This is a genomic window from Lentzea albida (genome assembly GCF_900111005.1).
GTDB classification, from domain to species: Bacteria; Actinomycetota; Actinomycetes; order Mycobacteriales; family Pseudonocardiaceae; genus Lentzea; species Lentzea albida.
The window spans coordinates 17,856-29,693 of sequence record NZ_FOFV01000020.1 but is presented as its reverse complement, the minus strand read 5'-3'; the positions used below and the strand labels follow the sequence as shown (position 1 = coordinate 29,693).

Sequence of the window (11,838 nt, the reverse complement as noted above, 5' to 3'; positions counted from 1 at the left end):
TCGCGAGCGGTGACCAGCGGGGGTGGCTCCGGCTACCCCCGCTGCTTCTCCTCTTCCGAGTGCGGGCGCTGGTCCTGGATCCGCAGCGGCGTCGTGAGCTGCGTGTCCGCGGGGGACGGCGCCGAGTAGCCGTTGTTCGGCTCCCGCTGTGACGTCTCTTCGGACGTCTCGCGCGGCTGCGCGGCCTCCTCGCGGATGCGGGACGCGGCGCGCTCCATCTCGAGCCTGCGCCAGCGGCGGCGCTGGCGGCGGGTCATGCGGGCGGGCCACATGTCCTGGACGGCGCTGTTGAAGTACGCGCCGATCGTGATCGCCAGGCCGATGAAGAACACGAACAGCAGGAACGCGATCGGCGTCGCGAGCGCGCCGTAGGTGTAGCCGGTGGTGGTGATCCACTGGATGTACAGGCGCAGGCCGATGGACGACAGGATGAACACGGCCATCGCGAGGAACGCGCCCGGCAGGACGCGGTGGTAGGGCAGCCTGCGCGGCAGGGCGACCTTGTAGAGCAGCGACAGCGACAGCACGAGCAGCAGTCCGACGCCGGGGTAGTAGAAACGCCCGACCCACGTCTCGATGTACGGCTGCCAGGTCGTGGGGAAGAACTGCGGCAGGACGTCCGGGCCGAGCGCCAGGACCGGCAGGCCGACCACCAGTGCGACCAGCGACACCATGTAGAGCAGCAGGGCGAAGATGCGCTGCCACAGCTCGTTGCGCACGCCGTACTGGCCGTGGGCGACCGTGATCGCGTCGACGAACGACGACATGGCCGACGAGCCCGCCCACAGCGAGATCAGAAAGCCGATCGACACGATCTCGCCCTTGCCGGTGGAGAGGATCTCCGCGACCGTCGGCGCGATCACGCCGTTGACGACGTCCGCGCTGAAGATCGTCCGGGTGAACCCGATGATCTTCTCCTGGACGGACAGGACGATCTCCGGGCCGAACCACGTGCCGATCCAGCCCATCGAGCCGAGCACGCCGAGCAGCAGTGGCGGGAACGACAGCGTCTGCCAGAACGCGGCCTCGGCCGCTTCTGAGAAGATGTTGCCCTGCCACGCCTTCGACAGCGTGCGCGCGAGTAGACGCAGCGGCCCCTTGCGGCCGGACCTGCGTGGTGCGTCGTTGTCGGAAGGCGAACCCATCGCAGTGACAAGCATGGTGCATACCGCCACGTTTCGCGGCATCGACGCCCGGAACAGGTAGAGTCGCGGTGCCCTCGGCCCTCGTCCGCCTGAGGGTATTGCTATGTCTGACCTGCACAAATGAGGAGAAACACGCCTGTGACAGCGCCAGCAGCAACGCCGGCCGCGATGCGACCGCTGCGAGCCTGGCAGCGCCGCGCGCTGACCAAGTACCTCGCCGCCAAGCCTCAGGACTTCCTCGCCGTCGCGACGCCCGGAGCGGGCAAGACGACCTTCGGGCTCCGCGTCGCCGCCGAACTGCTGGCCGACCGGACGATCGAGGCCGTCACGATCGTCACGCCCACGGAGCACCTCAAGCACCAGTGGGCGAAGGCCGCCGCCGAGCAGGGCATCCACATCGACTCGAACTTCCGCAACACCAACGCGATGACCTCCCGCGACTACCACGGTGTCGCGGTCACGTACGCACAGGTCGCCGCCCACCCGACGCTGCACCGCGTGCGCACCGAGAACCGCAAGACGCTCGTGCTGCTGGACGAGATCCACCACGGCGGTGACGCGAAGTCGTGGGGTGACGCGATCCGCGAGGCCTTCACGCCCGCCGTGCGCCGCCTGTGCCTCACCGGCACGCCGTTCCGGTCCGACGACTCGCCGATCCCGTTCGTGCAGTACGAGGAGAGCAACGGCGGCTTCAAGACGTCGAAGGCGGACCACACCTACGGCTACTCCGACGCGCTGCGCGACGGCGTCGTCCGGCCCGTGCTGTTCCTGGCGTACTCGGGCGAGGCTTCGTGGCGGACCAGCGCGGGCGAGGAGTACACCGCACGGCTGGGCGAGCCGCTGACGCAGGAGCAGACCGCGCGGGCGTGGCGCACGGCCCTCGACCCGGCCGGCGACTGGATGGCCTCGGTGCTGCGCGCCGCCGACCAGCGGCTGACGCAGAAGCGCCAGAACGGCCTGCCGGACGCGGGCGGGCTGGTGATCGCGACCGACCAGACCGTCGCCAAGGCCTACGCGCAGGTGCTCGAACGCGTCACGGGCCAGGTCCCCACGCTCGTTCTGTCCGACGACCCGAAGGCGTCCGGCAGGATCGCCGAGTTCTCCGCGACGAACGAGCGCTGGATGATCGCGGTCCGCATGGTGTCCGAGGGCGTCGACGTGCCGCGCCTCGCCGTCGGCGTGTATGCGACGTCGTCGTCGACCCCGCTGTTCTTCGCCCAGGCCATCGGCCGCTTCGTGCGCAACCGGAAGCCCGGCGAGACCGCGACGGTGTTCCTGCCGTCGGTGCCGGTGCTGCTGCAGCTCGCGTCGGAGCTGGAGGCGGAGCGCGACCACGTCCTGGGCAAGCCGCACCGCGAGAAGGACGGCTGGGACGACGAGCTCATGGCCGCGGCGAACCAGGCCAAGGACGAACCGGGCGAGGACGAACGCGCCTTCACGGCCCTGGGCACCACCGCCGAGCTCGACCAGGTCATCTACGACGGCTCGTCGTTCGGCGCGCCGACCCACGCGGGTTCGGAGGAGGAGCAGGAGTACCTCGGCCTGCCCGGTCTGCTCGAACCCGACCAGGTGCGCACCCTGCTGCTGCAGCGGCAGGAGGAGCAGATGGCGCTCGCGGCCAAGCGCCCCAAGCCCGAGGCCCCCGTGCGCGAGGCACGGCCCGTGGGCGTGCAGGAACGTCTCACGTCGCTGCGCAAGGAGCTCAACACCCTCGTCGCGATGCACCACCACCGCACGAAGAAGCCGCACGGCAAGATCCACAACCAGCTGCGCGAGTACTGCGGCGGCCCGCCCACGGCGATGGCCACCATCGAGCAGCTCGAGGAACGGATCGCGACGCTGCGTTCCTGGTAGTCAGGTGCGGGTGACGGCGACGGCCAGCGTGCTGTAGCGCGCCGTGAACCCGCCGCCGATCGCGTCGATCGCGCGGCCGACGCCGGCGAGCAGTTCGGTGCCCTGCTCGGCGCTGAGCAGGGCCATCGGGCTCATGGTGCGCATCAGGTCGAGGTACTCGGTGGTCGTGTAGGCCCGTTCCCAGTCCGCCCGCCAGTGTTCGGCGTGCGAGAACGCCCCGGTGGCGGCGAACGCCTCGCCGGTGCGCACGCAGCCCGCCTGGTAGGACTCGAACGCCTCGTCGTAGGAGTGGCCGACGCGGTAGGGCATCCGCGGCGTCACCTTGGCATAGGCCGCGACGTAGGCGTCGGCGATCGGTTCCGGCGTCCCGAACACGTGCCAGAGTCCCACGAACACGCCACCGGGCCGCAGCACCCGTGCGGCCTGGCGGGGGCCCTCCTCCGCGTCCACCCAGTGCCACGACTGCCCGGCGACGACGGCGTCGAACTCGCGGCCGGCCGGGTCCCAGTCCTCGAACTTCGCCACCTCGACGGCCACGCCGGTGCCGCGGGCGAACCCCGCCATCCGCTCGTCGTGCTCGACGCCGAGGACGTCCAGTCCGGCCTGCCGCAGCTGCCGGGACAGCACGCCGGTGCCGCATCCCACCTCGACCACCCGCGGGCCGGGGCTCGCGGTGACGATCCTGCCGATCAACTCCTCCGGGTAGGGCGGTCGCGTGCGGTCGTACCGCGCTGCCTCGGCGCCGAACGAGCTCGCCAGCCTTTCGGCGGCTTCCTTGTCGACGGTCATGCACCCAACCTAGGGATGTCCGGGAGGTGACCGGCGAGTGTTCGCCGCGAGCGGAGGCCGAGATGATGCCGTTGTAATCGGTAGCTCGGTGGTAACGCTCTCACGACTCTCCGTGACCATATTTCGCCACGGTTACCGCATCGTTGCGACTTAATCGATTCAGTGTGGTTCCGGTCACGCATATGTCGGGCATACGTTGTGCGCCACAACATTCTCTGTGACACAGCGCAGTGAAAGGGATGGCGGATGCGCAGCAAGACTCTCGCTTCCATCGCCGTGACCGCGGGCCTCGCCCTGGCGGTTTCGGCATGCGGCGCCAACTCCTCCTCCGGCACCGGAGGAACCTCTGAAACGAACTCTGGCAGCGGCACGGGCGCGAAGGTCGGCGTGATCCTGCCCGAGACCGCGTCCTCGGCTCGCTGGGAGGGCTTCGACAAGCCCCTCCTCGAGGCCGCTCTGAAGGCCGAGGGTCTCAGCCCCGACATCCAGAACGCCCAGGGCGACGTGCAGAAGTTCAGCACCCTGGCCGACGGCATGATCAACGCCGGCGTCAAGGTCCTGATCATCGCCACGCCCAACAGCGAGGTCGGTGCGTCCGTCGCCAAGAAGGCGCAGGCCCAGGGCATCCAGGTCATCGACTACGACCGCCTGAACACCGGTGGCTCCTCGTCCTACTACGTGTCGTTCGACAACGTGAAGGTCGGCGAGCTGCAGGGCCAGGGTCTGGCCGACGCCATGAAGGACAAGCCGCAGGGCTCCCAGGTCATCGAGATCGAGGGCGCGCCGACGGACAACAACGCGACGCTCTTCACGCAGGGCCAGAAGAAGGTCCTGCAGCCGCTCTACGACTCGGGCAAGCTCAAGCTGGTCCAGTCCCAGCCGATCGACAACTGGGACAACCAGAAGGGTGGCCAGGTCTTCGAGCAGATCCTGACCTCCAACGGCGGCAAGGTCGACGGCGTCGTCGCCGCGAACGACGGCCTCGCCGGCGCCGTGATCACCGTCCTCAAGAAGGTCGGCCTGAACGGCAAGGTCCCGGTCACCGGTCAGGACGCCACCCCGGACGGCCTGCAGGCCGTGCTCCGCGGTGACCAGTACATGACCGTCTTCAAGCCGATCAAGGACGAGGCCGAGGCCGCCGCCAAGCTGGCCGGCGCCCTCGCCAAGGGTGACACCGCCGCCGCCGACGCCCTCGCGTCCGGCTCGACGGACGACAGCAAGGGCAACCGCAAGGTCAAGTCCGTCCTGCTGTCCGCCCAGCTGATCACCAAGGACAAGGTCAAGTCCGTGGTCGACGCTGGCTTCGTCAAGGCCTCGGAGATCTGCGTGGCCGACACCCAGGCCGCCTGCACCGAGCTCGGCATCAAGTAGGACCGCTCGCGACGAGGGCGGGGTGCGGTCTCGGCCGCACCCCGCCTCTCGCCGCGTGGTAACCACGGAGGAATCCCAGTGAGCGAGCCGATTCTCGAGCTGCGCGGCATCAACAAGAGCTTCGGTCCCGTGCACGTCCTGCACGACATCGACCTCGACGTCAACCCCGGCGAGGTCACCGCCCTCGTCGGCGACAACGGCGCGGGCAAGTCGACGCTGGTCAAGTGCATCGCGGGCATCCACCCCACCGACTCCGGTGAGGTCCTTTTCAACGGTGAGCCCGTCCACATCAAGGGTCCCCGCGACGCCGCGGAGCTCGGCATCGAGGTCGTCTACCAGGACCTCGCGCTGGCCGACAACCTGGACATCGTCCAGAACATGTTCCTCGGCCGCGAGCGCACCAAGGCGGGCCTGCTGGACGAGACCGACATGGAGCAGGCCGCGCGCAAGACGCTGGCCTCGCTGTCGGTGCGCACGGTGAAGTCGGTGCGCACGCAGGTCTCCTCGCTGTCCGGTGGCCAGCGCCAGACCGTCGCGATCGCCAAGGCCGTGCTGTGGAACAGCAAGGTCGTGCTGCTCGACGAGCCCACCGCCGCCCTCGGCGTCGCACAGACCCGGCAGGTGCTCGACCTGGTCCGCCGGCTCGCGGAGCAGGGCCTGGGCGTCGTCCTGATCAGCCACAACATGAACGACGTCTTCGAGGTCGCGGACAAGATCGCGTGCCTCTACCTCGGACGCATGGCCGCGGTCGTGTCGACCAAGGACGTCACGCACGGCCAGGTGGTCGAGCTGATCACCGCCGGGCGTTCCGGTGACCTGGGCATCGCCCGCCCCGAGGCGGCGACGATCTGATGAGTTCCGAAGAGGCGAGCATGACCGACACCACCGAAGCGCACGAGCACACGCACGACCACGACACCCCTCAGCCACAGGGCGCGATCTCCGACTTCGGCATCGACACGACCTCGCAGTCCACCAGCGAGGCCGTCCGCGACTACTGGGCCAGGGTCCGCGGCGGTGAGCTCGGCTCGCTGCCCGCGCTGCTCGGCATCGTCGTGCTGCTGATCGTGTTCTCGTCGTTGTCCGACACGTTCTTCACCCTCGGCAACCTCGCGAACCTGCTCCAGCAGGGCGCCAGCATCACCATCATCGCGATGGGCCTGGTGTTCGTGCTGCTGCTCGGCGAGATCGACCTGTCGGCCGGTACCGCGTCCGGTGTGACGGCCGCGGTGATGGCTCTGCACCTGATCCACAACGGCAACCTGCTCGGCGGCATGGGCGACACGGTCTTCTACGTGTTCTGCGGCCTGCTCGTGCTGGCGATCGTGCTCGGCGCGGTGATGAAGGTCTGGGCGGGTGTGGCCCTGTCGGCCGTCGCCCTGGTCATCGCCGCCGTCGGCATCCCCGCGAACGCGTGGCTCGAGATGCTGCTCGCGGTCTGCGTCGGCGCGGCCATCGGCACCATCACGGGCTTCCTGGTCGCCAAGGTCGGCATCCCGTCGTTCGTCGTGACCCTGGCGTTCTTCCTCGTGTGGGGCGGTGTCGTCCTGCAGCTCATCGGGCAGGGCGGCACGCTCGGCCTGCGCGACGACACGATCTTCAACGTCGCCAACGGCAACCTGAACTTCGTGGGCTCCTGGGCGCTGTTCGTCATCGCGGTCGGCGGCTACGCGGCGATCGTGCTCAACCGGCACTTCTCCCGCCTGCGCAAGGGTCTCGTGGCCCAGCCGACCTCGCTGGTGCTGGGCAAGATCGGCGCCCTCGCGGTGCTGGCCGCGGTCATCACCTACGCGCTGTCGCTGAACCGGGCGCCGAGCAACCTGATCGTCATCGAGGGCGTGCCCTACGTGGTGCCGCTCGTGCTGGTGCTGCTGGTGGTCGGCACGTTCGTGCTCGACCGCACCTCCTACGGCCGCCACATCTACGCGGTGGGCGGCAACAAGGAAGCGGCTCGCCGCGCCGGTATCAACGTCGAGCGCATCCGCATGAGCGTGTTCGTGATCGCCTCCGCGGCGGCCGCGATCGGCGCCATCGTGTACTCGTCCAAGGTCGGCTCGGTCGACCCGAACGCCGGTGGCGGCAACACGCTGCTGCTGTCGGTCGGTGCGGCCGTCATCGGTGGCACGTCGCTGTTCGGTGGCAAGGGCCGCCTGCGCGACGCGGTGATCGGTGGCGCGGTGCTCGCGATCATCCAGAACGGCATGGGCCTGCTCCGCCAGCCCGCCGCCGTCGTGTTCATCGTGACCGGTCTGGTCCTGCTGCTCGCCGCGAGCGTCGACGCGTTGTCCCGCCGCCGGGCGGCCACCGCGGCTCGATGACGCGGTGACCGGTCCCACGTCCGGCACCCGTCCCGACGAGATCCGCAGGCACAACAGGACGGCGCTGCTGCGCCGCCTGCACGTCGACGGACCGTCCACCAGGGCGTCGCTCGCGGCTGAGCTCGGCCTCAACCGCAGCACGATCAAGGCCCTGGTGGACGGCCTCGCCGAAGCCGGTGTGGTCGCCGAACGCGTGCCCGCTCTGCGCAGCGGAGCGGGCCGCCCGTCCCTCCTGGTGCTGCCCCAGCCGCACGCCGCCGTCGTCATCGCGATCGACGTGCGCGTGGAGCACGTGGCGATGGGGTTCGTCGGCCTCGGTGGGGAGATCCTCGGGCGGGACAGCTGGAACCTGCACCGGACGCGTGATCCGGGGGAGGTCATCACGCACATCGTCGAGTCGGCGCGCCTCATGGCCGACGACCTCGACGCCACCGCGGTCGGGGTGGGCATCTCGGTGCCCGGCGTCGTGCGGCGCGCCGACGGGCACGTCCACGAGGCACCCAACCTGCACTGGACCGGGGTGGCGCTCGGCAAGCGCCTGGAAGCGGTGCTGAAGCTGCCGGTCCAGGTCGGCAACGACGCGGAGCTCGGCGCTCTCGCCGAACACGTCCGCGGTGCCGCGCGGGAGTCCTCGGACATGGTCTACATCTCCGCGGACGTCGGCGTCGGCGGGGGAGTGATCCTGTCCGGGCAGCCGTTGCGCGGCTCCGGCGGCTACGTCGGCGAGCTCGGGCACATGGTGGTCAACCCGCGCGGACGGCGCTGCTACTGCGGCTGCGACGGCTGCTGGGAGACCGAGGTGGGCGAACCGGCGCTGTGCCGGGCGCTGAGCCTTCCCGACGACGCACCGCGGGGTGCCGTGGTGGCGGCGCTGCGGGCGTTGGACGACCCGTCGGTGCTCGACGAGTTCTCCGGCTGGCTCTCCCTGGGGCTCGCGAACATCGTCAACGTCCTCGGCCCCGAACTGGTGGTGCTGGGCGACCTCTACACGGCGCTGCCGGCGTCCGTCGTGGACGCGGTGAGCTCGGCCGTGCAGCAGCGCAGTCTCGTCTCCCGGGCGGTCGGCGGGACCCAGGTCGTGACGTCACCCCTGGGCCGCGACGCGAAGCTCGTCGGCGCCGCGGAACTGGCCTTCGAACCGGTCCTCGAGACCCTCTAGAAGGCCCCTGGACGGCCCGGAACACCCCGGAGAAGCGAAGGGGGCGGAGATCCTCGCGGATCTCCGCCCCGAGCGGCTAGGTGGGGTGGAAGTCAGCCCTGCTGAATCTCAGCAGCGAGTTCGCGCAACTTCTCACTGTGCGCGCGAGCGTGGTGCCCGCAGAACAGCAGCTCGCCCCCGGACGGGAGCAAGGCGCGAACCTGGGCAGCAGCCCCGCAGCGGTCGCAGCGGTCGGCAGCGGTCAACTCGGGGCGGGTGAGTGCTGCAGTCATGATGAATCTCCCTCCGTCCCAGCAACGGAACGAAGTGTCCCGGTGCCCTCTTACCAAGCTGCGACCACAGCGCCCCTGGATTGGTGCGCGGTGCTCGCTGGCTCCACTCTGACAGACGTTTCGGTGATAGTCAGTGTTCCCGTGTACGTGGCGACTCGCGTCACTATGCGATTTACCCGGCTGCAGCAGGCTTACACCTGCGTTCGCCACCGGTTCACCGTCTTGACACGCACGCTGCGCAACCGGAAACCCGCTGGTGGAGCAGCATGTTCAGGCCGTTCGGTCGGTTGCGTGCCACCGGGAGTGTGATATCGGTTGCGCTTGTACGCCCGCAGCGAACAGGTCACGAACGTCCCACGATTCGGACGCGGGACCGTGATCGAAGTCCGATTTCGCTGTGCGTGAACGGCGCCCCGCTCACCACTTTTGTCCGTTTTCCGAAAACACGACGGCCCCGCACCGAACCGGTGCGGGGCCGTGTGCGTATGACTCGGTAAGACCTAGTCGAGGTAGTCCCGCAGAACCTGCGAACGGGACGGGTGACGCAGCTTCGACATCGTCTTGGACTCGATCTGGCGGATGCGCTCACGCGTGACGCCGTAGACCTGACCGATCTCGTCCAGCGTGCGCGGCTGGCCGTCGGTGAGACCGAAGCGGAGCCGCACGACACCGGCCTCGCGCTCGGACAGCGTCGCGAGCACGGACTGCAACTGGTCCTGCAGCAACGTGAACGAGACGGCGTCGACCGCGACGACGGCCTCGGAGTCCTCGATGAAGTCGCCGAGCTGGCTGTCGCCCTCGTCGCCGATCGTCTGGTCCAGCGAGATGGGCTCACGCGCGTACTGCTGGATCTCCAGCACCTTCTCGGGCGTGATGTCCATTTCCTTGGCGAGCTCCTCCGGGGTGGGCTCGCGGCCCAGGTCCTGGAGCAGTTCGCGCTGGATGCGACCGAGCTTGTTGATGACCTCGACCATGTGCACCGGGATGCGGATGGTGCGGGCCTGGTCGGCCATCGCGCGGGTGATCGCCTGACGGATCCACCAGGTGGCGTACGTCGAGAACTTGTAGCCCTTGGTGTAGTCGAACTTCTCCACCGCGCGGATCAGACCCAGGTTGCCCTCCTGGATCAGGTCCAGGAACGCCATGCCGCGGCCGGTGTAGCGCTTGGCCAGCGACACGACGAGGCGGAGGTTCGCCTCGAGCAGGTGGTTCTTGGCGCGCTCGCCGTCGCGGACGATCCAGCGCAGGTCGCGGCGCAGCTGCGGCGTGAGCTTCTCCGCTTCCTCCTCGGAGCGGCGCACGCGCTCGGCGGCGTAGAGACCCGCCTCGATGCGCTTGGCGAGCTCGACCTCCTCCTCGGCGTTGAGGAGGGCGACCTTGCCGATCTGCTTGAGGTAGGCGCGAACGGAGTCGGCCGAGGCGGTGAGCTCCGCGTCCTTGCGCGCCTGGCGCAGGGCCTCGGACTCCTCCTCGTCCCAGACGAAGTCACCCTCGTTCTTGGGGTCCTCCGCCTCCTCCGGCTCGTCGACGACCGGCTCGTCGACGATCTCGACGTCCTCCAGGTCCTCGGCGCCGGGAGCGCCTTCCATGTCCTCGGGGTCCTCGCCGGGCTTGCCGGCGCCCTTCGCGGCAGGATCGGCCTTGCCGGCCGTCTTGCGCGGGGCCTTGGCGGCGGCGGGCTTCTTCGCTGCCGCAGTCGTCTTGCGCTTCGGCTTCTCCTCGGCCTCGCCGGCCGCGGTCGCCTTGGTCGTCTTGGCGGCGCTCGCGGCGGAGCTGGAGCGTCGGGTTGCGGTTTCTGCGGCTGCCACGTACGCCCTTTCGCGACGGTCGTTCAAGGCGGACCAGAGGGCGCGAAACCTCGGTCGCCAGAGTTCAGGGGATCTCCCCGCCGATCTTGCCCGGCGGGTGTGCGTTCCATTGTAACGACGTCGGTGACGCGGTGTTGCGCCCCGAGGTGCTTCGAGGCGCGCTCACCTGCGTTTTCGCAGCTAGATCGAGTCGGACACGTTTCGGTGTCGAACGCTTCTCCAGCGCGGTGACCACTGCACCCTCACCGGGTCGTGCACGGTCAGGGGTGCTACCACGAGGCGTCCACCTGGGCCGTGCGGAACCCGGTGAGGATCGTGGTCACCGCACTAGGGCCTGACGCCGTGTGCGGCGGCCCAGGCCGCGCCCACGATGCCGGCGTCGTTCTTCAGCGCGGCCGCGACCACTTCCGTGCGCACCTCGAGCAACGGCAACCACTTGTGCGCCTTCTTGCTCACGCCGCCGCCCGCGATGACGAGGTCGGGCCAGATGAGGTCCTCCAGCACGCTGATGTAGCGCGAGACCCTGGGCGTCCACTCCTCCCAGGACAGGTCCTTCTCCTCCTTCACGGAGGCGGCCGCGCGCTTCTCCGCGTCGTGCCCGTCGACCTGCAGGTGGCCGAACTCGGTGTTCGGGACCAGCTTGCCGTCGAGGAACACCGCGCTGCCGATGCCCGTGCCGAACGTCAGCAGCACCACGGTCCCGTTCTTGCCGACGCCCGCGCCGAACGACATCTCCGCGATGCCGGCCGCGTCCGCGTCGTTCATCACGACGATGTCCTCGGGCCTGCGCTTGAGGCGCTGGGCGAAGAGTGTCTGCGCGTCGCAGTTGATCCAGCCCTTGTCGACGTTCGCCGCGCTGAGTGCCACACCGTGCTTGACCACGCACGGGAGCGTGATGCCGACGGGGCCGTCCCACTGGAACTTCTCGACGATCTCCGCGACCACCTCCGCCACCGCCTCCGGTGTCGAAGGCTGGGGCGTGGGGATCCGCAAGCGTTCGCCGTCCAGTGCTCCTGCCCCGAGGTCGACCAGTCCGCCCTTGACGCCGGAGCCGCCGATGTCCACACCGAACCCGCGGGTGATGCCCATTCCCCGTGGTCCTTCCTACTCGTTCGATTCAGT

At 69.2% G+C, this 11,838-nt stretch carries 10 protein-coding genes; 5 read left to right on the top strand and 5 right to left on the bottom strand.

What is annotated here, in order from left to right; translation table 11 throughout:
* Nucleotides 1-32 precede the first annotated feature (32 nt).
* Nucleotides 33-1,145: a YihY/virulence factor BrkB family protein gene (locus BMY74_RS36275; RefSeq protein ID WP_245786550.1), complete on the bottom strand. Its 1,113-nt coding sequence runs from the start codon at nucleotides 1,143-1,145 to the stop codon at nucleotides 33-35.
* A 168-nt stretch (nucleotides 1,146-1,313) separates the two neighbouring features.
* Here BMY74_RS36275 and BMY74_RS36270 point away from each other — a divergent pair, with 168 nt between their 5' ends.
* The gene (locus tag BMY74_RS36270) at nucleotides 1,314-2,999 is read left to right on the top strand and encodes a DEAD/DEAH box helicase (protein WP_245786549.1); all 1,686 of its coding nucleotides are present in this window, start codon (nucleotides 1,314-1,316) and stop codon (nucleotides 2,997-2,999) included.
* On the opposite strand, the gene BMY74_RS36265 is transcribed toward BMY74_RS36270, so the two are convergent.
* Nucleotides 3,000-3,788 carry a class I SAM-dependent methyltransferase gene (locus tag BMY74_RS36265; RefSeq protein ID WP_089923978.1) on the bottom strand — a complete coding sequence of 263 codons (789 nt, stop codon included), beginning with the start codon at nucleotides 3,786-3,788 and terminating at the stop codon, nucleotides 3,000-3,002.
* Between the two features lie 246 nt (nucleotides 3,789-4,034).
* On the opposite strand from BMY74_RS36265, the gene BMY74_RS36260 reads away from it, so the two are divergent.
* The 4 genes from BMY74_RS36260 (at nucleotide 4,035) to BMY74_RS36245 (ending at nucleotide 8,636) form a co-directional block, all read left to right on the top strand.
* Nucleotides 4,035-5,159: a sugar ABC transporter substrate-binding protein gene (locus BMY74_RS36260; RefSeq protein ID WP_089923974.1), complete on the top strand. Its 1,125-nt coding sequence runs from the start codon at nucleotides 4,035-4,037 to the stop codon at nucleotides 5,157-5,159.
* 78 nt (nucleotides 5,160-5,237) lie between these two features.
* The gene (locus tag BMY74_RS36255) at nucleotides 5,238-6,011 is read left to right on the top strand and encodes an ATP-binding cassette domain-containing protein (protein ID WP_089923972.1); all 774 of its coding nucleotides are present in this window, start codon (nucleotides 5,238-5,240) and stop codon (nucleotides 6,009-6,011) included.
* A 20-nt stretch (nucleotides 6,012-6,031) separates the two neighbouring features.
* Nucleotides 6,032-7,477, top strand: a complete 1,446-nt coding sequence (locus tag BMY74_RS36250) for a sugar ABC transporter permease (RefSeq protein ID WP_089924377.1) — start codon at nucleotides 6,032-6,034, stop codon at nucleotides 7,475-7,477.
* A gap of 4 nt (nucleotides 7,478-7,481) precedes the next feature.
* On the top strand, nucleotides 7,482-8,636 hold the full coding sequence (locus BMY74_RS36245; RefSeq protein WP_177230092.1) for an ROK family transcriptional regulator: 1,155 nt from the start codon (nucleotides 7,482-7,484) through the stop codon (nucleotides 8,634-8,636).
* A gap of 92 nt (nucleotides 8,637-8,728) precedes the next feature.
* Here BMY74_RS36245 and BMY74_RS46420 read toward each other — a convergent pair whose 3' ends face one another.
* From BMY74_RS46420 to ppgK, 3 genes are all read right to left on the bottom strand, one after another.
* Nucleotides 8,729-8,908, bottom strand: coding sequence for a DUF7455 domain-containing protein (locus tag BMY74_RS46420; protein WP_231642793.1), 180 nt, complete (start codon nucleotides 8,906-8,908; stop codon nucleotides 8,729-8,731).
* A gap of 500 nt (nucleotides 8,909-9,408) precedes the next feature.
* Nucleotides 9,409-10,716, bottom strand: a complete 1,308-nt coding sequence (locus tag BMY74_RS36235; RefSeq protein ID WP_089923967.1) for an RNA polymerase sigma factor — start codon at nucleotides 10,714-10,716, stop codon at nucleotides 9,409-9,411.
* 327 nt (nucleotides 10,717-11,043) lie between these two features.
* Nucleotides 11,044-11,805 (bottom strand): polyphosphate--glucose phosphotransferase, encoded by a 762-nt coding sequence (ppgK, locus tag BMY74_RS36230; RefSeq protein ID WP_089923963.1) that lies wholly within the window; start codon nucleotides 11,803-11,805, stop codon nucleotides 11,044-11,046.
* Between the last annotated feature and the right edge of the window lie 33 nt (nucleotides 11,806-11,838).

Excerpts from the sequence above, each read along its gene's own strand:
- BMY74_RS36275 (WP_245786550.1), bottom strand. The coding sequence starts at position 1,145 with ATGGGTTCGCCTTCCGACAACGACGCACCACGCAGGTCCGGCCGCAAG.
- BMY74_RS36270 (WP_245786549.1), top strand. The coding sequence starts at position 1,314 with ATGCGACCGCTGCGAGCCTGGCAGCGCCGCGCGCTGACCAAGTACCTC.
- BMY74_RS36265 (WP_089923978.1), bottom strand. The coding sequence starts at position 3,788 with ATGACCGTCGACAAGGAAGCCGCCGAAAGGCTGGCGAGCTCGTTCGGC.
- BMY74_RS36260 (WP_089923974.1), top strand. The coding sequence starts at position 4,035 with ATGCGCAGCAAGACTCTCGCTTCCATCGCCGTGACCGCGGGCCTCGCC.
- BMY74_RS36250 (WP_089924377.1), top strand. The coding sequence starts at position 6,032 with ATGACCGACACCACCGAAGCGCACGAGCACACGCACGACCACGACACC.
- BMY74_RS46420 (WP_231642793.1), bottom strand. The coding sequence starts at position 8,908 with ATGACTGCAGCACTCACCCGCCCCGAGTTGACCGCTGCCGACCGCTGC.
- ppgK (WP_089923963.1), bottom strand. The coding sequence starts at position 11,805 with ATGGGCATCACCCGCGGGTTCGGTGTGGACATCGGCGGCTCCGGCGTC.